The organism is Longimicrobium sp., from assembly GCF_036387355.1.
Lineage (GTDB): Bacteria > Gemmatimonadota > Gemmatimonadetes > Longimicrobiales > Longimicrobiaceae > Longimicrobium.
Genome location: NZ_DASVTX010000416.1, coordinates 1 through 23526, shown reverse-complemented (window position 1 = coordinate 23526; position 23526 = coordinate 1). Strand labels below are relative to the sequence as shown.

The 23526-nt window shown below is 70.5% G+C and carries 22 protein-coding genes and 1 riboswitch; of the genes, 12 read left to right on the top strand and 10 right to left on the bottom strand.

The window, feature by feature from the left end; all coding sequences use genetic code 11:
* From VF665_RS18290 to rho, 5 genes are all read right to left on the bottom strand, one after another.
* Positions 1-1813: hydantoinase/oxoprolinase family protein (locus tag VF665_RS18290; RefSeq protein ID WP_331054893.1), on the bottom strand; the 1813-nt coding region annotated here is incomplete at its 3' end.
* A gap of 229 nt (positions 1814-2042) precedes the next feature.
* Positions 2043-2351 carry a HigA family addiction module antitoxin gene (locus tag VF665_RS18285; RefSeq protein WP_331054892.1) on the bottom strand — a complete coding sequence of 103 codons (309 nt, stop codon included), beginning with the start codon at positions 2349-2351 and terminating at the stop codon, positions 2043-2045.
* A gap of 104 nt (positions 2352-2455) precedes the next feature.
* The gene (locus VF665_RS18280; protein WP_331054891.1) at positions 2456-2749 is read right to left on the bottom strand and encodes a type II toxin-antitoxin system RelE/ParE family toxin; all 294 of its coding nucleotides are present in this window, start codon (positions 2747-2749) and stop codon (positions 2456-2458) included.
* 178 nt (positions 2750-2927) lie between these two features.
* Entirely contained in the window at positions 2928-3155 is a 228-nt protein-coding gene (locus VF665_RS18275; protein WP_331054890.1) for a hypothetical protein, read from the bottom strand.
* Positions 3156-3424: 269 nt separating this feature from the next.
* Positions 3425-4675, bottom strand: a complete 1251-nt coding sequence (gene rho, locus VF665_RS18270; RefSeq protein WP_331054889.1) for a transcription termination factor Rho — start codon at positions 4673-4675, stop codon at positions 3425-3427.
* 182 nt (positions 4676-4857) lie between these two features.
* Between rho and VF665_RS18265 the strand changes: the two genes are divergently transcribed.
* The 4 genes from VF665_RS18265 (at position 4858) to VF665_RS18250 (ending at position 8606) form a co-directional block, all read left to right on the top strand.
* The gene (locus tag VF665_RS18265; RefSeq protein WP_331054888.1) at positions 4858-5973 is read left to right on the top strand and encodes a site-2 protease family protein; all 1116 of its coding nucleotides are present in this window, start codon (positions 4858-4860) and stop codon (positions 5971-5973) included.
* 414 nt (positions 5974-6387) lie between these two features.
* Positions 6388-6753: a hypothetical protein gene (locus tag VF665_RS18260; protein WP_331054887.1), complete on the top strand. Its 366-nt coding sequence runs from the start codon at positions 6388-6390 to the stop codon at positions 6751-6753.
* Between the two features lie 57 nt (positions 6754-6810).
* A complete protein-coding gene (locus VF665_RS18255) occupies positions 6811-7707 on the top strand; it encodes a HAMP domain-containing sensor histidine kinase (RefSeq protein WP_331054886.1) in 897 nt (298 codons plus the stop codon).
* A complete protein-coding gene (locus VF665_RS18250) occupies positions 7698-8606 on the top strand; it encodes a dihydrodipicolinate synthase family protein (protein ID WP_331054885.1) in 909 nt (302 codons plus the stop codon). The genes VF665_RS18255 and VF665_RS18250 overlap by 10 nt, the downstream gene beginning before the upstream one ends.
* A gap of 286 nt (positions 8607-8892) precedes the next feature.
* Here the strand turns inward: VF665_RS18250 and VF665_RS18245 are convergent, their stop codons facing one another.
* Positions 8893-9459, bottom strand: coding sequence for a hypothetical protein (locus VF665_RS18245; protein WP_331054884.1), 567 nt, complete (start codon positions 9457-9459; stop codon positions 8893-8895).
* A 91-nt stretch (positions 9460-9550) separates the two neighbouring features.
* Between VF665_RS18245 and VF665_RS18240 the strand changes: the two genes are divergently transcribed.
* From VF665_RS18240 to VF665_RS18220, 5 genes are all read left to right on the top strand, one after another.
* The gene (locus VF665_RS18240; protein WP_331054883.1) at positions 9551-9955 is read left to right on the top strand and encodes a DUF4383 domain-containing protein; all 405 of its coding nucleotides are present in this window, start codon (positions 9551-9553) and stop codon (positions 9953-9955) included.
* A 561-nt stretch (positions 9956-10516) separates the two neighbouring features.
* Positions 10517-11308: a PhzF family phenazine biosynthesis protein gene (locus VF665_RS18235; protein WP_331054882.1), complete on the top strand. Its 792-nt coding sequence runs from the start codon at positions 10517-10519 to the stop codon at positions 11306-11308.
* 236 nt (positions 11309-11544) lie between these two features.
* The gene (locus tag VF665_RS18230; protein WP_349263150.1) at positions 11545-11961 is read left to right on the top strand and encodes a RidA family protein; all 417 of its coding nucleotides are present in this window, start codon (positions 11545-11547) and stop codon (positions 11959-11961) included.
* A gap of 251 nt (positions 11962-12212) precedes the next feature.
* A riboswitch (cyclic di-GMP riboswitch) is annotated at positions 12213-12307 on the top strand.
* A gap of 12 nt (positions 12308-12319) precedes the next feature.
* Positions 12320-12952, top strand: coding sequence for a M23 family metallopeptidase (locus VF665_RS18225; RefSeq protein WP_331054880.1), 633 nt, complete (start codon positions 12320-12322; stop codon positions 12950-12952).
* Between the two features lie 117 nt (positions 12953-13069).
* Entirely contained in the window at positions 13070-13759 is a 690-nt protein-coding gene (locus tag VF665_RS18220; protein ID WP_331054879.1) for an HAD family hydrolase, read from the top strand.
* Between the two features lie 80 nt (positions 13760-13839).
* Here the strand turns inward: VF665_RS18220 and VF665_RS18215 are convergent, their stop codons facing one another.
* The 3 genes from VF665_RS18215 to VF665_RS18205 form a co-directional block, all read right to left on the bottom strand.
* Positions 13840-14304: a hypothetical protein gene (locus VF665_RS18215; protein WP_331054878.1), complete on the bottom strand. Its 465-nt coding sequence runs from the start codon at positions 14302-14304 to the stop codon at positions 13840-13842.
* A 253-nt stretch (positions 14305-14557) separates the two neighbouring features.
* Positions 14558-15742 (bottom strand): ATP-binding protein, encoded by a 1185-nt coding sequence (locus VF665_RS18210; protein WP_331054877.1) that lies wholly within the window; start codon positions 15740-15742, stop codon positions 14558-14560.
* A gap of 809 nt (positions 15743-16551) precedes the next feature.
* Entirely contained in the window at positions 16552-18870 is a 2319-nt protein-coding gene (locus VF665_RS18205) for a glycoside hydrolase family 2 protein (protein ID WP_331054876.1), read from the bottom strand.
* Positions 18871-19018: 148 nt separating this feature from the next.
* Here VF665_RS18205 and VF665_RS18200 point away from each other — a divergent pair, with 148 nt between their 5' ends.
* Together VF665_RS18200 and VF665_RS18195 are read left to right on the top strand one after the other, a co-directional pair.
* Complete coding sequence (locus tag VF665_RS18200; RefSeq protein WP_331054875.1) at positions 19019-19699, top strand: glycoside hydrolase family 19 protein; 681 nt, start codon at positions 19019-19021, stop codon at positions 19697-19699.
* Positions 19700-20282: 583 nt separating this feature from the next.
* Positions 20283-21299: a medium chain dehydrogenase/reductase family protein gene (locus VF665_RS18195; RefSeq protein WP_331054874.1), complete on the top strand. Its 1017-nt coding sequence runs from the start codon at positions 20283-20285 to the stop codon at positions 21297-21299.
* Positions 21300-21393: 94 nt separating this feature from the next.
* Here the strand turns inward: VF665_RS18195 and VF665_RS18190 are convergent, their stop codons facing one another.
* Positions 21394-21651: a hypothetical protein gene (locus tag VF665_RS18190; RefSeq protein WP_331054873.1), complete on the bottom strand. Its 258-nt coding sequence runs from the start codon at positions 21649-21651 to the stop codon at positions 21394-21396.
* 216 nt (positions 21652-21867) lie between these two features.
* Here VF665_RS18190 and VF665_RS18185 point away from each other — a divergent pair, with 216 nt between their 5' ends.
* Positions 21868-22659, top strand: a complete 792-nt coding sequence (locus tag VF665_RS18185) for a double zinc ribbon domain-containing protein (RefSeq protein ID WP_331054872.1) — start codon at positions 21868-21870, stop codon at positions 22657-22659.
* Positions 22660-23526 lie beyond the last annotated feature (867 nt).

The window sequence follows — 23526 nt, the reverse complement described above, 5'->3', positions numbered from 1 at the left end:
GCAGGTTGGCGATGCGGCGGCGGACGTGGATCTGCTCCGTCGCGATCCCCTCGCGCGCCACCGCGGCCGTCGCTTCGCCCGCCAGGGTCGCGAAAAGCGCTTCCAGTCCGTCACCCACGTCGTCCAAGGCGCGGAGCACCTGCCGCTCCGCGACGCGCTCCAGCGCTGCGTGCCCGATCCCCAGCGCGCTCAGCAGCCCGGCGTCGGCGGGGACGATCACCGTGCGCATCCCCAGCCGGGCGGCCACGCCGCACCCGTGCTGCGCGCCCGCCCCGCCGAATGCCACCAGCGCGTACTCCGCCGGATCGTAGCCGCGGCGCAGCGAAATGCCGCGGATCGCGTCCGCCATCCGCTCGTCCGCGATCTCCAGCAGTCCCGCCGCCAGCGCCTCGCGCCCGATCCGCTCGCCCGTGTGCGCCTCCACGCGCGCGGCCAGCGCATCCGCGGCGGCGCGCGCGGGCTCCGCGTCCACGGGAATGGCGAAGCGAGACGGGTCCAACCGGCCCAGCAGCAGGTTGCAGTCGGTGACGGTGAGCGGGCCGCCCGCACCGTAGCACGCCGGGCCGGGCGCCGCGCCCGCGCTTTCCGGCCCGACGCGCAGCCCCTGCGCATCCACCTCGCAAACCGATCCCCCACCCGCCGCCACGCTCTCGATCGCGAGCGCCGGCGCCACGATGCGCGCGCCCGCCACCTCGTGCTCCCACACGTATTCAAAGTCGCCGTCCACGCGCGCCACGTCCGTGCTCGTGCCGCCCATGTCAAAGGCGATCACCCGCGTACGGCCGGACCGCCGCCCCGCCAGCGCCGCGCCGACCACGCCTCCGGCCGGACCGCTCAGCAGCGAGTCCTTGGCGCGGAAGTCCTCGGGGCGCACCAGGCCGCCGGCGCTGGTCATCACGTGCAGCCGCCCGCCGCCCAGCGCGCCGCGCACGCCGTCCAGGTACCCGCCGATGACCGGGCCCAGGTACGCGTCCACGATGGCGGTTTCCGTGCGCGCCAGCAGCCCGATGGACCCGGCCAGTTCCGCGGAAGCCGCCACGTGCTCGAATCCCGCCTCGCGCAGCGCGTCCCCCACAGCGCGCTCGTGCGCGGGATCGCGAAAGGCGTGCATGAGCGCCACCGCGGCGGAGAGCACGCCCTGGCCCGCGAGGCGTGCCGCGTGCGCGCGGACGCCCGCGAGGTCCAGCGGCGCCAGCACGGAGCCGTCCGCGGCCCGGCGCTCGCCGACTTCGACCGCGACGTCGTACAGCGGGTCGGGGCGCCGCACGTCCAGCGCGAACAGGTCCGGCCGCTGCTGGGTTCCGATGCGCGGCAGGTCGCCGAAGCCGCGGGTGATGAACAGCGCCGTCCGCGCGCCCCGCCGCTCCAGCAGCGCGTTGGTGCCGCGCGTGGTGGCCAAGCGCATGGCGAGCGGCGGAAGCGGATGGTCCGCGCGCGTCCCGGTCACCAGGCGCGCTGCCAGGATCGGCGCCTCCTCCGCGGAGCGCACCTCCAGCGCTGTCCCCGCCGCGACCTCCGCGAGCGGCCGGTCCAGGCGCAGCGCGCCCTTCGCCGGATCGTATTCCGCCACCCGCGCGCCCTCCGCGTCCGATCCCACCCGTCGCACCTGCAGCCCGTCCACCACGCCCGGCGCGGCACCCCAGTCCTCGCGGATGCGCAGGCGGTCCGGCGCGTCCACGGCGGCGACGGTGGCCCGCAGGGCGCTGCTGCTGAGCACCTTGGCGCGGCGCGGCATTCCGGCCGGGTCCAGCGCCAGGCAGTCGGTAAAGGTGCCGCCGGTGTCGATCCAGATCTGCCAGGGACGCTCGGTCACGTGCGGCGCGGTTAGGAGGTTCGGGTGCGAATCAGGGGGAGGCAAACTACGGGTCGGCTCGGGGGCGTCCGCAAGCCCGCACGGATGCTGGCTGTGCAAACAGCGTTTTACGCGGAGGGACGCTTGGGTGGCGGAGGTACGCGGGGAACCGCGGAAGGTCGAAGATTCCGCGGCGGTCGAGGGCTGGGCGGACGAGAAAGCGGGGGACCGTGCTCCGGTCCCCCGCTCTTCACGCCGCGGCCAGCGCGGGGATTTCCTTCAGTTCATCGGCCAAGGGCGAATGCAGCGCGTGCCACAGATCCCAGTCCCGCTGCAGGTTCAGCCAGAACTCGGCTTCCATGCCGAACAGGGCCTCAAAGCGCAGCGCCGTATCCGTGCTCGCGCCCCGCTTACCATGCACGATCTCATGCAGCCGCTGATATGAAATGCGCAGCCGGCGCGCGGTTTCGGCCAGAGAAAGGCCGTGCGGGCGAATGAACTCCTCCATGAGCATTTCGCCCGGATGAACCGGCGGGAGGGTCTTGGGAAGTCGAGTCATTGGGCTCTGCTCCGTCGATGGCCTGTGTACCAGTGCTGTCAGAAAATATGATCCTGCAGGATGGGGGACGGTGCCTGTGAGAGCACGTCCCGCCACGCAGGCTTTCAATGATAGTCTGCGATTTCTACTCGTTCCGGGCCTACTTCCGTCCAGATGAAGCAGACGCGGTACTGATTGTTGATCCTGATGCTGTGCTGGCCCGCTCGATCCCCTTCCATCTTTTCCAACCGGTTTCCCGGCGGAGCACGCAGGGATTCGAGACGGGTGACTCCATGAACCTGATACAACTTGCGCCGGGCAACCGCCCAGATCGCTCGCGGACAGCTTCTTCGGGCGGCGAGGCTGTCCTCGCCATCGAAGATGTCTTCCGTACCGCGGTCGAAGAAACTCTGGATCATCTCATGCCACCTCGCTTGTGCTGGTTGATCGTAGGGCGCCTATCATGGTCACCATGATAACGGCTTCCATGATAGCTCGTCAAGCGAGATGTTATCCTGGTTGGGAAAAGCCCTGGAGCGGAACCGGCCCCGGCGACAGGAGTCGCCGGGGCCGGGGAGAAAAGCGGTGTTCCGGGGGTTACTTGTCGCTGCCTTCGGTCGGCGTGACGTTCACCTCGGGGGTCACCACCTGCTGGGTGTCGGACGACACCTCGACCTTGGCCGGATCCACGTCGACCTTCGGCATCTTGCCGCCGTCCACATCCACCGACGGGGCCTCGCCCTTCTCTTCAACCTCGGCCGTGCACGCCGCAGCGCCCATCGACAGGAAGACGAGGGCAGCCGCCATCACGCGCTTGATCACCATGGGTGTATCTCCGTTCGTAGGATCAGGAACCATCAGATGCATCACCTTTGCAACGCGTGTGCCGATCCCGCGGGAACCCCGGTCCCGTGTTCCGGGAAGTTCGGAAATCCACGAGTCGCGCGCTCGTCCGTGACGGCAAATGACAAGCGGGGCGGGAAAGCCATCCGGCTCTCCCGCCCCGCTCCCGTCGTTTACTGGGCACCAGGCACTGAGCACTGGACACTTCCCTTCCCGCACTCACGCACCCAGCACTCACGCACTGCCCTTCATCATCCCCGCGCCATGGAATCCAGGAATTCCTTGTTGGTCTTGGTGGGGCGCATGCGCTTGAGCAGGAAGTCGATGGACTCCGCCGGCGGCATGTCGGACAGGAAGTTGCGCAGCAGGTACACGCGGGTGAGCTCCAGCTCGTTGAGCAGAAGGTCCTCGCGGCGCGTGCCCGAGCGGTTGATGTCGATCGCCGGAAAGATGCGCTTGTCGGCGATGTGGCGGTCCAGCACCAGTTCCATGTTGCCGGTGCCCTTGAACTCCTCAAAGATCACTTCGTCCATGCGGCTCCCCGTCTCCACCAGGGCCGTGGCCACGATGGTGAGCGAGCCGCCTTCTTCGATGTTGCGGGCCGCGCCAAAGAAGCGCTTGGGCTTGTGCAGCGCGTTGGCGTCCACGCCGCCCGACAGGATCTTGCCGGAGTGCGGCACCACCACGTTGTAGGCGCGCGCCAGGCGGGTGATGCTGTCCAGCAGAATCACCACGTCGCGGCCGTGCTCCACCAGGCGCTTGGCCTTTTCCAGCACCATTTCCGCCACCTGCGTGTGCCGGTCGGCCGGCTCGTCGAAGGTGGACGAGATCACCTCGGCGCGCACGTTTTCCTGCATGTCGGTCACCTCTTCGGGCCGCTCGTCAATGAGCAGCACGATCAGGTGCACCTCCGGGTGGTTCTCGGTGATGGCGTTGGCCATCTTCTGCATCAGGATCGTCTTGCCCGCCTTGGGGGGCGCCACGATCAGGCCGCGCTGCCCCTTGCCGATGGGCGCCACCAGGTCCATCACCCGCATGCTGATGTCGCTGGCCGCGGCTTCCAGGTGAATGCGCTGGTCCGGGTAGCGCGGGCGCAGGTTGTCGAACGCGACGCGGTGCTTGGCCTTGTCGGGCTCGTCGCCGTTCACGCGCTCCACCTTGAGCAGCGCCAGGTAGCGCTCGCCTTCCTTGGGCGGGCGCACCTGCCCCATCACCGTGTCGCCGGTGCGCAGGTCGAATCGCTTGATCTGGCTGGGCGACACGTAGATGTCGTCCGGCCCGTACAGATAGTTCCAGTCCTGCGAACGCAGGAAGCCGTAGCCTTCGGGAAGAACCTCCAGCACCCCCTCGCCCCGCAGAACCACCTCGCTGTCGAGCAGGTTCTGCTCAATGCGGTAGATGAGGTCCTGCTTGCGGAGCCCGGAGTAGTTGGAGATGTTGAGCCCTTCCGCCATTTCGTGCAGCTCGGCGATGCTCTTGGTCTTGATGGTGCTAATGTCCACGTTGTGCTCCGAATGTATCAGCACGGCCCGGACTGCAGGTACGGCAGCCGGGACCGCTGGATGTTCCGCCGTGTGGGTGGGGATTGTGCCAGGGGAGGGGCGCGCCGCGCGATGAGCGCAGAGATGACTCTGGAGGCGTTTGCCCCAACCTAAGCACGGTATACACGGAGGTCAAGAAGAAAGTGCCGGACAATTCAGGCCCGCAGGCCGCGTGGCGGCTGGTGCAACTGCACGATCTGCAGGTGCTGCAGGCCCGCCTTGCGCCCGGCGTGGCGGCCGATGATCCGGCGCTGGCCGCGTGGGTGCGCAGGTGGCCCGGGCGGCGCTACGTGCAGTCCGGGCCGGACGGCGTGGAGGTCACCCTCACGCGCCGCGCCCGCGTTCGCCCGCGCGAGCGGTGGTGGCTGCACGCGCTGCTTCTGCTGCTGACCCTTGCGACCGCCACCGTGGCCGGCTGCCTGCTGACCCCGGACGACCCGATGGGCTGGGCGCGGGCGGGGGGCCATGCGATCCCCGTGCCCGCGCGGTACAACCTGGCCGCCATTGCCCCCGGCCTGTGGTTCTCCGTTCCCCTGCTGGGCATTCTGGGCGCGCACGAAGCGGGCCATTGGCTGCTTGCGCGGCGGCACGGAATGGACGTCAGCCCGCCGTGGTTCATCCCCGCGCCGCCGCTGGTGAGCCCCATCGGCACCTTTGGCGCGTTCATCCGCATCCGCTCGCCCATCATCAACCGGGCGGCGCTGCTGGACATGGCGGCCGCCGGCCCCCTCGCCGGCTTCGTCCTCGCCCTCCCCGTCTACTTCGCCGGCCTGTGGATGAGCGAACCCATCGCCCAGCGCGTTCCCGGCGCCGGGATCGCCGTCATGCTGGGGGGCGGCGGGCTGCCGCTGGGCGAGTCGGCGCTGCTCCTGCTGCTGCGGGCCGCTTCTCCCCTGCGCGACGCCTCGCTGGTGCTGCTGCACCCGGTGGCGGCGGCGGGGTGGTTCGGCCTCTTCTTCACCGCGCTCAACCTGTTTCCCGTCGGCCAGCTGGACGGCGGGCACGTCGTCTACTCGCTCGCACCGGGGGCCCACCGCGCCGCGGGGCGCGCCACGGTGGCGCTGCTGCTGGGCATGGGCTTCTTCTACACGGGCTGGTGGATGTGGGCCGCGCTCGTGCTCGCCATCGGGCGGGGAAAGCTGGCGCACCCTCCGGTGTTCGACCCCGGCTTTCGCCTGGACCGGCGGCGCCGGTGGGCGGCCTGGGCCTGCATCGCCCTGTTCGCCCTCGCCTGGGTGCCCATCCCCTTCCGGCTCTGACGCGCCCCGCGTGGAGGACAGAAGTGGGCAACGTTTCGTTTGCGCCCGCGAGTCACGATGCAGGCGATCACCCTCCCCCGCATCCGGCATGTGACCCGTCCCCTGGCCGCGTCGTGGTCAGCCGCAGCCCGGGGCCGATGGAGCAGCATCCGCCGTCCCGCGGCGCGAAACGGGCGCCAGATGTAGTGTCCAATGGATTACAAGCTGTTGATGGACAGCGGTTTGGATGAGGATGGGCGGGTCTGTATACGCTCTTTCGGGCCATGGCGCGCGGGGCGGGGCGGATTCCGGGAGATGGGGACGGGAGGAAAGTTCACGGTTTCCACTCCGTTTCCCTTGACACGGAGCGCGGGGCAACCGGAGATTCCCAGCGGATCATTGCGTTGTATGGTGCATGCCCCACGTGGAGGTCGGATGGCACGCCACAACCGCGAAGGTGAAGGAGAAGACCAGCACGGCCGCCGGTACATCATCGGGTACCAGCCGGACTGGCTTCAGCAGGTAAAAGTGGCCCGCGGGCTGGACAACGGGCGCCAGAGCACCAAGATCCTCATCCGCAACTCCGAGGTCCCCCTGGGCGACCCCGGTCCGCGGGTGCGCACGCACATCGCCGCGCCGGAGCTGGGGATCGACGTGGAGGTCACGCTGCGCGACGAGGGCGGCGTGGTGCGGCGCATCATCGTAGAAACCGTGGTGCCCGAAGGCGAGGAGCGCGGCGAAACGGTGTCCTTCATCGTTTCGCGCATCCCTGACGCGCGCCGCGACGGCCGTGCGCTCTGAAGGGCGGGGCCGCCCGGCCCCTCCGCGCGCCGTGCCCCGCTACTCAAGCGCCCTCGCATGATGCTGGCCCTGGCCGCCCAATCCGCCATCCCTGCCGACAACCGCCTGCTGTTCGTGGTCAGCGTGGTGGTGGTGGCGAGCGTGGTGCTGTTCACCGCGGGCGTCATTGTGACCCTGCTGCGCCGCTCCGACCGCCGCCGCGCCGAAGAAGAGAAGCTGGCGGCCATGGGCACGGCCACCGCGCGCATTCTGCACCAGATCAAGAACCCGCTGCAGACCATCGTGCTGCACGCGGACCTGCTGCAGAACGAGCGGATGGTGAGCAACGCCGAGCAGCGCCGCGAGGTGGCCGACGCCATCATCGGCGAGTCGCAGCGGCTGGTGGACATGCTGGAGGAGCTGTCCGTCTACGCGTCCGGCGCGCAGCGGTCCATGAACCGCCAGCCGGTGGCGCTGGACGAACTGGTGGGGCACGTGGCCGCCCACGAGGCGCGCGAGGCGGGAGACAGCGGGCTGCTGGTGGACACCTCGCGGATGGACCGCGCGGTGGTGCTTGCCGACGCCTACTATCTGCGGCAGGCCATCGACAACCTGGTGCGCAACGCACGCGAGGCCATGGCGGACCAGGAGAACGCGCGCCTCGCCGTTTCCGTGGAGCGCGACGAGGCCGGCGCCGTGGTTCGCGTGGCCGACAACGGGCCGGGGATCGGCGAAGACAAGCTGGAGCGCATCTTTGAGCCGTTCGTTTCCACCAAGGGCAAGGGAATGGGGCTGGGACTGGCCATCTGCCGTGAGATCGCGGAGGCGCACGCGGGCCGCCTGGACGTGGACAGCACGGTGGGGAAGGGGACCACGTTCACGCTGCGCCTGCCGCTGTACGGCGACGGCGTAACGACGGGCGCGCTCCCCGGTCTGGCGCCGGAACCGCTGGTGAAGGGGGCGTCGTGGAACTGACGGGCGTCTTTGCCCCCGCCACCACCCCGTTCGATCCGGTGACGGGGGACGTGGACCTGATCGGGATGCGCGCCAACGTGCGGCGGTGGATGCAGGAGCCGCTGGCGGGCGTGGTTCTGTTCGGCTCCACGGGCGAAGGCGTGCTGCTGGACGAGGACGAGAAGGTGCGCCTGACCGCCGCCACCCGCGACCTGCTGGACGGGGACCGGCTGCTGCTGGCCGGCACCGGCGCGGAAAGCACGCGCGCCGCCATCCGGCAGGCGCGCGCCGTGGCCGAGGCCGGCGCCGACGCCGTGCTGGTGCAGCCGCCCTCGTTCTACAAGCCGCTCATGACGCCGGCGGCGCTGCGCGACCACTACCGCGCCGTGGCGGACGCGTCGCCCATCCCCGTGATCCTGTACCAGGTGCCGCCGCGCTTCAGCGGGGTGGAACTGGAGCCCGGGCTGGTGAACGAGCTTGCGCGGCACCCCAACATCACCGGCATCAAGGATTCGTCCGGCGACCAGCGGACGCTGGGCAACCTGGTGGATGCCTGCCGCGGCGGGTGCGACGTGCTGGCTGGGAGCGGCGCCATCATGTACGCGGCGCTGGAGATGGGTGCGGTGGGCGGCATTCTGGCCGTGGCGCTGCTGCTGCCGCGCGAGTGCGCCGAGCTGTGCCGCGCGTTTGGCGAGGAGCGGTTCGGGGACGCGGGGCGGATGCAGGAGCGCATCGGGCCGCTGCACAAGGCGGTGGTGGGGGAGCTGGGGATTCCGGGGATCAAGGCGGCGCTGGACGCATTGGGGATGCACGGCGGAGCGCCGCGCGCGCCCATTCAGCCGCTGCGCAACCGCGACGGCGGGCGCCTGGCCGACGCGCTCGCCATCGCCGGCATTCTGCCGAACCCGATCGCATCCTGAGGGGTTCGGGCGGGACGGGGGAACGGCGGCGGCGGGGCGGGGGCAGGAGTGTTCGACGACAGGGTTGAGTGCGCGTCCCACGCGCCGTGGCCCTCACCCCGCGTGCTGCGCACGACGACCCTCTCCCACGAACAGATGTGGGAGAGGGAGCACACCCCAGTCCGGCGGGTCGCCGGAACCCGTTGCGCGGGAACGGGATGGGTGCAAGGCGGGTTGATGCACAGAAAAGCGCGGGGCCACGAGATGTCGTGGCCCCGCGCTTTTTTTCGTGCACTCGGAGGGCGTGCTACCGGCCGCGCGGGTCCAGGCCGTTGGGGGGCGCGAAGCCGCCGCGGTTGTAGCCGTTGTAGCCGCGCTCGTTGGTGCCGGCGCGGGCGCCCTCGGGAACGTAGCGGCCTTCGCCGCGCGCGCCGGGGGCGTGGCCATAGCCGCGGTCGTACTCGCTGCCGTAGCGCAGGGCCACGCTGTTGCGGTTGTACTGGCCCAGGTAGCGGCTGTCGCCGTGCACGCCGCCGTTTTCCACGTGCCGGAACTGCTCGTCGTACCGGCCGTGGCGCGGAATGCCCTGTGTGCGCGGGTTCTGCACCCGGCCGTGAAACATGGGGTGGTGATAGATGCCGCCCCGGTCAAACCCGCCCTGCCCCTCGTCGTAGATGCCGTCGAAGCCGCCGTGCGACTGCAGGTCGCGTTCGTGCGCCTGGCGGTACCAGCCATAGGCCGCGTTCCGCTGGCTGGGGTTCATCCGCTGGCCGTGGTACTCGCCATCGGCCCAATTGGGGTCCAGCGGGTGCGGCCGGCCCCACTGCGGGCCCATGGGAAAGCCGCGGTAGTACGGATCGTCATATCCCCTCATCAGCCCCTCCTCTGGTTCAAGGCGTGCGTGCTTCTTGCCCCGGTAGCGCAAGAAGCTTTCCCACTCACGGCCCAGCAAGGAGAATCAGGGGATGAGGACGACGACACAGAAGGCCGCCGCGGTTTTCGGCGTGGTGTTTCTGCTGGTGGGGGCGATGGGATTTCTGGTGCCGGGCGGGATGGGAATGGAGAGCATGCCGGACCGCGCGCCCAAGCTGCTGGGGCTGTTCCCCGTGAACGTTCTGCACAACCTGGTGCACCTGGCGTTCGGCGTGGCGGGGCTGCTGGCGTCGCGGTCGCTGGGCGCGGCGCGCGGATACCACCGCGCGGGGGCTGCCATCTACGCGGTGCTGGTGCTGCTGGCCTTTGTGGATCCCACCACGTTCGGGCTGGTGCCCATTGGCGGCAACGACATCTGGCTGCACGCGCTGCTCGCGGTGGGGCTGGGCTACTTCGGGTTTGTGCACCGCGAGGTGGGGGCCGCGGCGCGGTTGTAGGATAGGTTTTTGGGGCGGGGGGTAGTTTCGGGACGGATTGGCGGGATCCGTGCCCGGCGGTTGAAACCGCGCCTCCAGAAACACGAAGTCCGCCTCCGCGGACTGCGGCGGCTGCTACGGCGAAGGAGGCCGGCGCCCCGCCCTCCGCCGGGTCGGTTAGCCTCGATCGTGGACGCGACAGCGGCAGCGAGTCGGTGCTTCCCGCTTTCCGAGCGGCGGATTCACCCGCTCAGGGCGTTGCCGGACCACACCGAATTCTTCCCCCGAACAGGAGCAGCCTCACAGCAGTACCGCGAGGCTTTCAGCCGTTGTTGCGGCGACTTCAGTTGCTCAGCATGCGGCAGCGCCAACCTCTGCCACCTCGCGCGAAAGCCGCCCCGCAACAACCCTCCCCCAGTCTGTTTCGGGGAAGGGTGGGCCGGTGGTGCCGGCCCGGGTGGGGGCCGTCCGCGATCTCCGCCTCGCGCACCTCATCTCGCCCCGCACGATGGTTTTGCGGCCTCCGCGGTCCCCGCCTACATTCCTGACCTTCACCCCACCTCCCGGTCCACGCACCCGCAGATGCCGCTCACGATCGTTCAGGTCGACGCGTTCGCCGACCGCATGTTCTCCGGAAACCCCGCCGCGGTCTGCCTGCTGGACGCGCCGCGCGACGCCACGTGGATGCAGGCTGTCGCGATGGAGATGAACTTGTCGGAGACGGCGTTCCTGGAACCCCGCGGCGACGAGTGGGGGCTGCGCTGGTTCACCCCCGCCGTGGAAGTCGCCCTCTGCGGCCACGCCACGCTGGCCAGCGCGCACGTGCTCTGGCAGGACGGCCATGTTCCCCCACCCGCGGAGGCGCGCTTCCACACGCTGAGCGGGGTGCTGACCGCGCGGCGTGACGGCGAGTGGATCTCCATGAACTTTCCCGCCAAGCCGTCGCAGCCCGCGGCCGCCCCGGACGGGCTGGCCCAGGCGCTCGGCGCGGAGCCGGTGGCAATCACGCGAAGCCACTTTGACTACCTGATCGAGGTGGACTCCGAAGCCGTCGTGCGGGCGCTGCGGCCGGATCTTGCGCGGCTCGCGGAGGTGGAGGCGCGCGGCGTGATTGTCACGGCGCGGGGCGCGGAGGGCGAATACGACTTCGTGTCGCGCTTCTTTGCGCCGCGCGTGGGCGTGCCGGAAGACCCGGTGACCGGCTCCGCGCACTGCGCCCTGGCCCCGTACTGGGCGCCCAAGCTCGGACGCGAGCAGATGACCGGCTACCAGGCATCCGCGCGCGGCGGCGTGGTGCGCGTGCGCCTGGACGGCGACCGCGTTCACCTGGGCGGGCAGGCCGTCACCGTGCTCCGCGGCACCCTGGCCGACTGATCCGTCGCGCGGACAACTGCGCGAAATCATTGCGGTGCAATGTCTTGCGCTTCATGCCGCCGGGCGCGCTCGTACGTGTATCCGCCGCGATGATCCGCCCCCACCCCATCCGCATCCTCCCGACGGACCTCATCCGAGGAGCAGACATGAGCGAACTCCCGTCCCGCAAAGGCTTTCCGGGCTACGACACCATCATCGACGGCGTGACACGCACCGTGTCCGTCACCTTTCCCGCGCTGTCGGCGCGCCAGGTAGGCGGGCGCACGGAGGTGTCCAGCGGCGGGCCGTGGGAAGAGTCCGTCGGCTACGTGCGCGCGGTGCGCACGGGCCCGCACATTCACGTGGCGGGCACGACGGCGACAGGGCCGGACGGCGAGGTGGTGGGCGTGGGAGACGCGTATCAGCAGGCCTGGTACACGTTCATGAAGATCGAGCAGGCGCTGCGGGCGCTGGGCGCGGAGATGCGCGACGTGGTGCGCACGCGAATGTTCGTGACCGACATCTCGCGATGGGAAGACGTGGGGCGCGCGCACGGAAGCTTCTTTGCCGGCGGCGGCCCCCGGCCCGCGGCGACCATGGTGGAGGTGAAGGCGCTGATCCACCCGGACATGCTGGTGGAAATCGAAGCGGAAGCGTATGTCGTTGCGCAATAACGACATGCCCCATTGCGGCGACTTCGTCTGACTCGGTAGCAGAACCAAGGCTCTGGCGTGAGGCGGGAGCAGGCATTATCATGGCGCCACACACCTGAACGCCGTGTACGCGCCGCCCGACTGCTCCCGGGCGCCCGTCGCGCGCGCCATTTCCGCAACATGCACCCGGAGCGTCGTTCAACCCCCGCCGCAGTGGAGCACGTTCAGCAGTTTCCGTCCGATTTCCCGGTCGCCACCTGATCCGGGGACCTCACCGAAAACGGCAAACCCGTCGAAAGACGGCGACGCAAAGCTACGAGGCTACCGCGCGCGCTCCACGCGCCGCCACGCCAGTCGGGCCGCCGACGAGATCACCGTCATGAACTCTCCGATCCTCCCCGCCGTGCGCACCGTCGCCACGGCCCTGGTCCTTGCCGCCGCCGCGATCCCCGCGCGGGCACAGGCCCCCAGCTCGCTGCTTTCCACCGGCGCCGGCCTGGTTTCGCCGCGCGCGCGCACCCTTGAGACCGGCTTGGTCCGGCGAAACGCGCGCCCCGCGCCCCGCGCCGCCGCGGACGCACCGATGATGGTGCCCGTGGAAGGCGTTCGCCGCGAGCAGCTTCACGACACGTACACGCAGTCGCGCTCGCAGGGCCGCACCCATCACGCCATCGACATCCACGCGCCGCGCGGCACGCCGGTGCTGGCCGTGGCCGAGGGAACCATCCGCAAGCTGCACCTGAGCAGCCTGGGCGGCATTACCATCTACCTGATGGATGACGACGGCCGCACGCGCTACTACTACGCGCACCTGGACAGCTACGCCGAGGGGCTGCACGAGGGGCAGCGCGTGCAGGCCGGCGAGGTGATCGGGTACGTGGGCGACACCGGGAACGCGCAGCCGGGCGACTGCCACCTGCACTTTTCCGTCGCCATCCTGCGCGACCCCAGCCGCTGGTGGGACGGGGAGAACCTGAATCCGTACGACCTGCTGAACCCGTCCGGCCGCTGAGCCGTTCCGGGATGATGAAGCGCCCCGCCCGCACTCGCCGGGCGGGGCGCTCGTGTTTGTGGATGCGGCGGCCCGCCGCGTGCGAAGGTGCCGCGCGAACCCGGAGCGAGGAGACGCATGCGGCGGCTGGTGCTGTTCGACATTGACGGAACCCTGCTGAACGCCGGCGGCGCGGGCAAGCGCGCCGTGACGCAGGCACTGCACGAGGTGTACGGCGAGACGGGGGCGGTGGAGCGCTACAACATGGCCGGGCGCACCGATCCGCAGATCCTGCGCGAGGTGCTGGGCCAGGCGGGGCTGGACGAGGAGCGCATTCAGGCCGGGATGGACGCGTTCTGGGACGTGTACATCCGCGTTCTGCGCGACACGCTGGATCCGTCCGCGGTAAAGGCACTTCCCGGCGCCGCGGCGCTGGTGGACCGCGTGGAGGCCGCGGACGAGACGGTGCTGGGGCTGCTGACGGGGAACGTGCTGGAGGGCGCGCGCATCAAGGTGGACGCGGCGGGGCTGGGCTTTGAGCGCTTTCAGGTGGGGGCGTACGGATCGGACCACGGCGACCGCGCGCAGCTCCCCGCCATCGCCGTGCGGCGCGCCAAGGAGCGGACCGGCGTGGAGTTTTCCCGCAAGCAGATCGTGATCATCGGCGACACGCCGTTCGACATCTCGTGCGGGGAAGCGCTGGGGGTGCGGACGATCGCGACGGCCACGGGGACGTACGACCGCGAGGCGCTGGCCGCCTGCCATCCCGACCACCTGTTCGACGACCTGGCCGACACCGAAGCGGTCTGGCGCGCCATCACGGACTGAGCCGTCCGCGGCGGAAAACGGAGAGGGCTCCCGCGCGTTCGCGGGAGCCCTCTCGTTCATCGCCGGCCAGCGCCGGACGGTCAGTCTTCGCCGTCGTCGTCCGGCTCGTCGTCGTTGACCCCGTCGTCCTCGTCCGCGCCGGGCAGCGGCTCGCCGGGGGTGCCGGCCAGGGCGAGCACCCAGGCGGGCGGCGGACGGCCATGACGCACGAACAGCGAGCGGAACGCCTCGGCGGCCTCGCGCACCGCCTGCGTGCGCCCGTCGTCGAAGCCCCAGAGCAGCAGCTCCAGCACCGCGGCGGCTTCCGCTGGCGGAAGCGCGTCATCCGGGCGGCCGGCCAGCCCCTCGCGCAGGTCGCGGGCGTAAAACCGCTTCCAGAGCCGCAGGTTGCGCTCGTACGGAACGGAGCCGTCCACGAACTTTTTGGTCGCGCCCACCTTGGCCCCCGCGCGCGCGGCGACTTTGCGCAGCGACGTACGCGCGACCTGTGCACGCACGTGGTCGCGGATCCGGTCGATGGACGGATCGGGATTGCGGTCGCTCACAGGGTCCTCCGCAGGGGGAGAACCAAGGCGCCGCGTGCACTTTGTTTAACTTGGTTTGGTTTACACTCTACAGATTAGTGCCGCTTTTGGGGGCGGGCAAGACGCGGAAGGCCGGACTTCTCAACTTGTACAGAATTGACACCCTGCCCCCCACCCCTGCCCTCGTCCCACCGGGGGTGATTCACCCTCCTGCGCGCGGGAGGAAAACGAGTGGAATAGCCACCTGTGGCGGATTCTGGATGCCTCGGCCGGGTCAGAGCAGCGAGGCCGCCGCGGCGAGGGCGGAAAGCACGGCCGCGGCACCGGAGAGCAGCAGGGCGAGGGTGGAGCGGCGGTCCGCCGCCGTGCCGCCCGCCCGCGCGGCGTTCGCCGCTTCCGCGCGCTGCGCATCCAGCGCGCCCCGCAGGCGGTCCAGTTCCGTGAGCGCGTCGGCCTGGCCGCGCTGCACGCGCCGGATCTCCTCCGCCAGCGGGGTGACAGCGTCTTCCACCTCCACCAGCCGCGAGGCGAGCGCGCTCATCTCGTCGTCCAGGCTGCCTCCGTGGGCGCCCGCCAGCGCGGCCATGGACGCCGCGTCGCCGAACAGCGTCTGGTCCATCACACGCTTGGCGCCCAGCACCTCTTCCATGCTCCCCTGAAAGTGCCGCTGCGAAATGCGCTTCGCCGCGTCGTCGCCGGGCTCGGCGATGGCGGACTGGGCGGCCTTGAGCACCGCGTTCTTGATGTCGCCCCCGGTGCCGGGGTAGCGCTCGGCGAGGGCGCGAAAGTCCACGTCGTCAGCCAGCGGCGTCTTGCGGGCGTGGATCTGCACGCGCCAGATGGCTTCGCGCTCGTCCGGGCCGGGCTGCTCGAACAGGATGTGCGTGCGGATGCGGCGCTCGAACGCCGGGTCGAAGTTGGCCGCCAGGTTGGTGGCAAAGATGACGACGCCCGAGAACTCCTCCAGTTCGCGCAGAAGGACGTTGACGACGGCGTTGGCTTCGCGCTGGTAGCCCTGCTCCACGTTGCTGAACCGCCGCCCGGCGATGGCGTCGGCCTCGTCAAAGAAGAGGACGGCATCCTGCTCGGCGGCGGAGGCAAAGACGGCGGCCACGTTCTTGGCGGTGGCGCCGGCCCACTGGCTTTCCAGCTCGTTGTAGCGCACCACGAGAAGGCGCTTGCCCAGTGCGTGGGCGATGGCCTCGGCGCAGACGGTTTTGCCCGTTCCCGGCGGCCCGGCGAAGTTGAAGGCGAGCCCCAGCCCGCTTTCGTGCCGCTCGCCCAGCCCCCACTGGTTGAAGATCACGTCGTGCTTCTGGATCTGCACCAGCGCGTTGTCCAGCGCGCGCCGCGTGGCCGGCGGAAGGACGACGTCGGCGAAGGTGCGGCGCGGCAGGTGCGCGGTGGCCAGGTCACGGCGGTCCTGCCCAAAGAGCAGGTCGCGCAGGGAGTTGCCCATTGCTGTGCACGGGGATGAGGGAAGGCCGCCCTCGCGGCCGGGTGCGGCATCGCGGGGCGGCTCTGGCGGATTGGGATTGCAAGAGCTTCGCCCGGGGTGTCGGGGGCGTGTGGGTTGGATGGGGGCAGCCAGGTGTGGCCCTCACCCGTCCGCGCTGAGACGCGTCCACCCTTCTCCCACGAACAGATGTGGGAGAGGGGGCACACCCCAACTACGCCCCGGCGCGGTGCGGAGAGGTCGGCGCGGCGGGGAGGCAAGGCCGACAGCTTGGGTGCGGTTCGGAACGTCGAGCTGCGGCCGAAGGAGGCCCCCTCCCCCCAGCCCCCTCCACCCGCTCCGCGGGAGAGGGGGAGCCGTTCGGCGCAGGAGATGGTTTGGTGCGCGGACCCGGGTTTTCGTTCCGGCGGTTGAAACCGCGCCTCGAGAAACACGAAGTCCGCCGTCGCGGACTGCACCGGCGCCCGCCGCACCGGGCGAGGCATCCGCCACGTCGGTTGAGCCCCGAACCTGGGTGCGTCAGCGGGAGGTGTCGGGGCTTACCGCTGTTGGAGCAGCGGATTCATCCGCTCAACGAAGGGGCGGCGTTCGGCGCCGAACCCATCCTCCGCGCAGGTGCAGCCTCACAGCAGTACCGTGAGGCTTCCAGCCGTTGTTGCGGCGGCTTCAGCCGCTCAGCCCGCTGCGCGGAATTCTGGATTCCACGCCGGACCGTCCGCCTCCCCAACCCTCCCCCAGTCCGTTTTGGGGGAGGGTGGGCCGGTGGTGCCGGCCCGGGTGGGGGCCGCCGGTGAGGCCCGGAACAGCGCGCTCTACCGCTTGTTGCGGAAGTCCCGGGCGGTCAGGGTGCTGCGGCCCAGAATGGTGCCGTCGGCGGCCGCGATCCACGCCTCCAGCGTCGATCCGCCGCGCGTCACGGCCGGCAGCGGGCCCAGCGTCTCCACGCGGTGCACCGAATCGGCGGCGACGTCCAGCCGCCGCTCGCCCGCCACCTCCTGCGCCTCGTCCGCGCTCGTGATCCGCCAGCGCAGCACCGCTCCGGGAAAGGCGCGTGGCAGATCGTTCACGATCCACAACGCGATGGGGTGGTCGCGGTCGTCAATCCGGTACTCGATGCTGGGGAGCACGGGCTGCATGGCCAGCCGCAGCGCGTCGTAGCCCGGCTTGGTGCGCCGCTCGTAATCCACCACCGCCCAGGTGACCGAGGGCCAGTCCTCCACGAACATGAACTGGTACAGCCCCGTTGTGGGGTTCTCCGCGGCCCACTTTCGGCGGCGAAAGACCTCCGTGCCGAAGCGCACCACCTGCGCCTGGTACGTCTGGCTGGTGCGGACGAACTCGTCCAGCGTGGCGCCGCGCTCCATCTGCCCGAAGGTCCACGCCTGCTCCGGCTGAAAGTTGCGGAACCGCCACTCCTCCCAGTCCGCCGGGGTGTCGGGAAAGAGCGTGTCGCCGGGGAACATGGTGCGCAGCGTCTCCCGGTTGGGCAGCGCCTGCGCGCCGTACTCGGTGATGAACGGGCCGTCCTTGGCGTTCCAGAATCCGCCCACCGTGCCGTAGTACCAGCCGGGATACGGGTGCGCGTCCCCCGTCCCGGAGTCGCGATGGTGCACGCGGGTGGGGTCCATCCGCCGGGCCAGCGCGGTGAGCGCCTCGTCCAGCGCCAGGTTCTGCTGGGGATCGATCTTCTTCATCCACTCCATGGCGTGCGGCGCCTCGTTGTGCATGCACCAGGCGATGATGGAGGGGTGGTTGCCGAAGCGGTGCACCATGTCCGCCGCCTGCCGCAGCGCTTCGGCGTGAAAGGCGGGGTCGTCGGTGTAGCCCCACTGCAGCGGAAAGTCCTGCCAAACCATGAGCCCCAGCGAATCCGCCACCTCATAGAACTCCGGGCGCTCCAGGTGCGCGTGCACGCGCACGGTGTTCAGGTTGGCGCCCACCAGCAGCTCGCCGTCGCGCTCGTACCAGCGGCGGTCCGCCTGCGACAGCCACTGCGTGCTGATGTAGTTGGTGCCGCGCGGGTAGATGCGGCGCCCGTTCAGCCGCCACACCCACGCGCTGTCGCGGGTAATGCTGCGGATGCCGAAGGTGGCCGAGGCCCGGTGGGAGTCGCCGCCCTCGCGCGTCAACGCCGCGTCCAGCCGGTAGCGGTTGGGCTCGCCCTGGTCCCACGACCACCACAGCCGCGGCCGGTCCACGCGCACCTCCGCGCGCACGGTGCTCACCCCCGGCGCCGCGTCCACCTCCATCCGCACGGGAACGCGGGTGGATGCGGAAAAGCTCGCAGGGACCACGGCGCCCTGGATGGAGCCCCGCACCCGTGCCGCCGTACGGTTGTGCACCTGCGCTTCGATGACGAGCGTGGCCGATGCCTCCGACACGTCCGTGGGCAGCACGGTGAGCCGCTCGATCTCCACGCCCGGAGATTCGCGGAGGGCGACGCCCCGGATGACGCCGCCGGTGGAGCGCTCCTGTCCCCGCGGCGAGGTGGCGCCAGGGCGGGTGTCGTGGTACAGAAAGATTCCCTTGACCTGGTTCTGCTGCTTGGGCCAGGAGATGGGCCAGCGATAGCCCATGTCGAAGGGCAGGTCCGGCGCGGAGACGCGCAGGGCGATCAGGTTCCTTCCCGGGCGGATCAGACGCGTGACGTCCACCTCCCACTTCTGAAAGTAGCCCTCGTGCGAGCCAGCGTGCTGCCCGTTCACGTAGACGTCGGCGTAGTAATCCACCATGTCCAGTTCCAGGAGCACGGGGCGCGTGCCGCCGGCCGGCCACTCCACCTCGCGGCGGTACCAGACGGTGCCGCCCCAGTCCAGCCCGCGCTCGGGATCCACCGCCCAGATGTCGCCGGGGCCGGCGCGCTGCACGCCACGGTCGGCGTTGCGGGGATAGTGGTCCGCCCCCAGCAGGAACCAGTTGCTGGGCAGGCGCATTTCCGGCCAGCGCGAGTCGTCCAGGCCGGGCGCCGCGTACAGCGCCGGCCCGTTGTTGGGCAGGTAGCGCCATCCGCCGCTCAGGTCCAGCCGCCGCGGCGCGTCCTGCGCGGCGGCGGGAAGGGAGGCCAGGACCGTCATCGCAATCAGCCAGAAGCGGGTGCGCACCGGTGCCGCCAGGGCTCGGGTGAGGAACATCAGGACGAACGCGTGCGGCGCCGAGTGCAAGGAGTTCGCCCGCGCGTCCCCCTTGGCGGGTGGCGGGTGGATGGCCTATCTTCCGCGGCCGGCACTCCCTCCCCGCCGGACTTCCCCGCACACCTCCATCCGCCGAGGCCTCCCCACGATGAGAATCGACCGCGACCGCTTCTTTGCCGCCTACACCGGTGCATTCGGCGCCATCAAGGCCAGCCAGAAGCAGGGGCTGAACGACCTGCTGGCCGCGGCGGAAGGCGACGGCAACATCACCGACATCCGCTGGCTGGCGTACATGTTCGCCACCGTGAAGCACGAGTGCGGCGACGAATGGCAGCCCATCCGCGAGTACAGCCGCGGCAAGGGGCGCCCGTACGGCGAGCCCGTCACGGTGACGGACAGCGCCGGGAAGACGTACACCAACGTGTACTACGGCCGCGGCTTTGTGCAGCTGACGTGGAAGGGCAACTACCAGCAGATGGGGACGACGCTCAAGAACCGGATGCTGTACGAGCCGGACCTCGCGCTGAACCCGGAGATCGCGTACCAGGTGATGTCGCTGGGAATGCGGACGGGCTCGTTCACCGGCAAGAAACTGGCGAACTACATTCACGACGACGTGTGCGACTACGTGAACGCGCGCCGGATCATCAACGGCACGGACCAGGCGCAGCGGATCGCGGGATACGCGGTGAAGCTGGAGGCGATTCTGCGCGCCTCGGTGGTCGCCGCCATGCCCGGCGTTCCCGTTCCGTCGGCCGAGCCGGTCGCGCCGGTGCTGCCGGTGCCGGGCGTGGCGCCGTCCATCCCGGTGGTGCAGGGCGGGATGTAAGGCGGCGGCCGGGAGGAGGGAACCACCGTGCGCTTCGGATTGTTTGGTGCGGCGCAGGCTGTGGCCCTCACCCGGCTCGCTAAAGCTCGCCACCCTCTCCCACGAACAGATGTGGGAGAGGGGGCACACGGCAACCGCGGTTTGGGGCTCGTCGGAAACTCGAGGTACGCGACTCGTGCTCGGGGCCCCTCCCCCGGCCCCTCCCCGTGCAAACAGACGCACGGAGAGGGGAGAACGGCTGGTCGGGGCGGTTCAGCCGGGTCCGAGGCGCCTTCGGAGAGGCGCCCTCCCTCCACCCGCTCCGCGGGAAAGGGGGAGCCGTTCGGCGCAGAGAAGGGTTCGTCCGCGGGCCCGGGCCCGGCGGTTGAAAACCGCGCCTCCAGAAACACAAAGTCCGCCTCCGCGGACTGGAACCGGGACGGTGGTGCTGGTCCCTTATTCAGTTGAAGCCCCGAACGGCGCCTGTAGGCGTCGTGTCGGGGCTTACCGCAGTCAGAGCGGCGGATTCATCCGCTCAGGGAGGACGGGGAGCGACGACTCCTGATTCCCTCGCGAAACCGCCGGATCACGATCGAGAGGCGCGATGCGACAGGTGTGGATCACCCGGGCGGGCGGGCCGGAGGTGCTGCAGGTGCGCGAGGCGGCGGACCCGGAGCCGGGGGCCGGCGAAGTGCGCATTCGCGTGGCCGCGGCGGGGGTGAACTTTGCCGACGTGCTGGCGCGCATGGGGCTGTATCCCGACGCGCCGCCCCTTCCCGCCGTGGTGGGCTACGAGGTCGCGGGCGTGGTGGACCGCGTGGGCGCCGGCGTGCAGGGTGTGCGCGAGGGCGACCGCGTGGGCGCGCTCACGCGGTTCGGCGGGTACTCGGACGTGGTGTGCGTGCACGCCGGGCAGGCGACGCCGCTCCCCGACGCGCTGTCGTTCCAGGCGGCCGCCGCCATCCCCGTGAACTACCTGACCGCGTGGATCATGCTGGTGCACCTGGGCAACGTGCAGGCGGGCGACCGCGTTCTGGTGCACGCCGCGGCGGGCGGGGTGGGGCAGGCCGCCATTCAGATCTGCCGGTGGCGCGGCGCGGAGGTCATCGGCACGGCGAGCGCGGCCAAGCACGCCCGCCTGCGGGAGGCCGGCGTGGCGCACTGCATCGACTACACCACCCAGGACTTCGCGGCGGAGGTCAAGCGCATCACCGGCGGCAACGGGGTGGACATCGCGCTGGACGCCGTGGGCGGCGAAAGTTTCCGCAAGAGCTACCAGTGCCTCGCGCACCTGGGGCGGATGTACGTCTTCGGCGTGTCCAGCTTTGCGCCGGGAAAAAAGCGCAGCATTCCCGCCGCGCTGCGCGGGCTGATGCAGATGCCGCGCTTCAGCCCCATTCCCATGATGAACGCCAACCGCGGCGTGCACGGCGTGAACCTGGGCCACCTGTGGCACCGCACGGACCTGCTTTCGCGCATGCAGACCCAGATCATGGCGCTGGTGAACGACGGCACCTTCACCCCCGTGGTGGACCAGACGTTTCCGCTGGAGCGGGCCGGCGACGCGCACGCCTTTCTGCAGGACCGCCGCAACTTCGGCAAGGTGCTGCTCACGCCCTGACGGCCGTGGCGGGATTGGGGAGGGACGGGCAGAATGGAACGGCCGGACCGCGCGATGCGGTCCGGCCGTCCTTGTTCATCCGGTCAGGAAGCGGTCAGCGGACCAGGAGGCCCAGCGACTGCATGGTATCTTCAATCACCGAAAGCTCGACGCCGTAGATGCGGGCGATGTACGAAGGCGTGACCCCGTCGTCGCGCAGTTCGCGCAGGCGGTCGCCGGCAAGGCGGCGGATGAGGCGCGCCTGTTCTTCGGCGCGGGGGTCCGGGTCCAGCGGAAGTGCGCGAATGGGCGTTACCGAGGCGGTCTGGCGGTCCTCTGCCAGGGGGAGCGCGGGTTCGGCTCCGGTCTTCATGGGGTCCTCCGCCCGGGCGGGCTGGGCTGGTGTGTCGTGGATCGGTTGCGGCCACCAGGTGCTGCACGAGGTGTGCCCGGTGAGGCAAACAACCGTAGCAGCGGACACCCCGTGTAGGGAGATGGATGAAACGTGCGTCGCGGGGTTGAGGGAAGTGGATGCAGGGCATACATTTGGGTCATACGTTTCCATCTCACTTCCCCGGCCGGCCCCCGAATGAGCGAATCCTGTCCGTCCTGCGGCGCCGCTGCGTCGGGACGTTTCTGCCCTGAGTGCGGCGTGGCGCTGGACGCCAGCTGCCGCGAGTGCCAGAACCCGCTTCCGGCGGGCGCGCGCTTCTGCAACGAGTGCGGCGTCCCCGTAAGCGCCGTGCCGGGCGCCGCGGGCGCGCGCCGCGGCGGCGCGATGCTTCCCTGGGCGGTCGCGGGCACGGCCGTGGCCGCGCTGGCCGGCGTGCTCGTCTTTCGCCAGCCGGAGGCCGCGGCACCCGCCGCGCCTGTGGCTCCGTTCGCGCAGGCCGCCGCCGGGGCTCCGGGCGGCGCGTCGCCCGCCGGCGACCCCACGCAGGTGGACCTTTCCAGCATGACGCCGCGGCAGGCCGCCGACCGCCTGTTCGACCGGGTGATGCAGGCCGAGGCCACGGGCGACATGGCGACGGCCAAGCAGTTCGCGCCCATGGCGATCCAGGCGTACGGCATGGTGGAGTCGCCGGACGCCGACGCGCGCTACCACGTGGTGCAGCTGTACCGCGTGCAGGGCGACGCCGAGCAGGCGCGCGCGCAGGCCGACGCCATTCTGGCCCAGTCGCCCACGCACCTGTTCGGTCTGTTCGGCGCGGCGCAGGCGGAGACCCTGCGCGGCAAGACCGAGGACGCGGCGGGGTTCTACCGCGGGTTCCTGGGGGCGTACGCCGAGGAGATCGCCAAGCAGCTTCCGGAGTACCAGGAACACCAGCAGGGCCTCCCCGCCATGCGCGCCGAGGCGGAGCGGGCGGTCGGCAAGCGCTGACGCGCGGCGGATGGTGGAGATGGATGGAAAGCCCGCCCCGGCATCCGGGGCGGGCTTTTTTTGGCCGTTCGCCGTGTGGTGTCACTGTTACGGGCGGACGTGGGCGGCGGGGGGTGGCGCGGCGGACGGTGTGGCCCTCACCCGGCCGCGCTGATACGCGTCCACCCTCTCCCACGAACAGATGTGGGAGAGGGGGCACACGGCAACCGCGCCCCGCCCCCGGCCCCTCCCCGCGCAAACAGCCGCGCGGAGAGGGGAGGACGGCAGCGACGGTGCGGTTCGGAAGGTCGAGATGCCGCCGAAGGAGGCCCCCTCCCTCCAGCCCCCTCCACCCGCTCCGCGGGAGAGGGGGAGCCGTTCGGCGCGAAGGCGGAGGACGGCTCGGATCGCCGGGGCCCGTGCCCGGCGGTTGAACCGCGCCTCGAAACACACGAAGCCCGCCTGCGCGGGCGGGCGGCATTGGTGCGCCTCGCACGGCCGCATGCGTCCGCCCTGTCCAGAGCGAATGAATTCGCCGCTGGAAAGCACGAAGTCCGCCTCCGCGGACTGCACCCGCAGCTGGGGCGCGGGCCGCGCTCGCCGGGCCGTCCGCCAGGTCGGTTGACGCCCCGAGCGTGGACGCGACAGCGGCCACGAGTCGGGGCTTACCGCTTCTGGAGCGGCGGATTCATCCGCTCAGGAGAGCCGGGGACGCCACCGCCCGGCGCTGCCCACGCCGGCCTTTCCGCCGTTGCTGCGGCGGATTAATCCACGGAGCGCGATGGATCACGATGCGCATGGCGACCTCGGGCCGTTGGGGTGTGCCCCCTCTCCCACATCTGTTCGTGGGAGAGGGTGGCGAGCCTAAGCGAGACGGGTGAGGGCCAC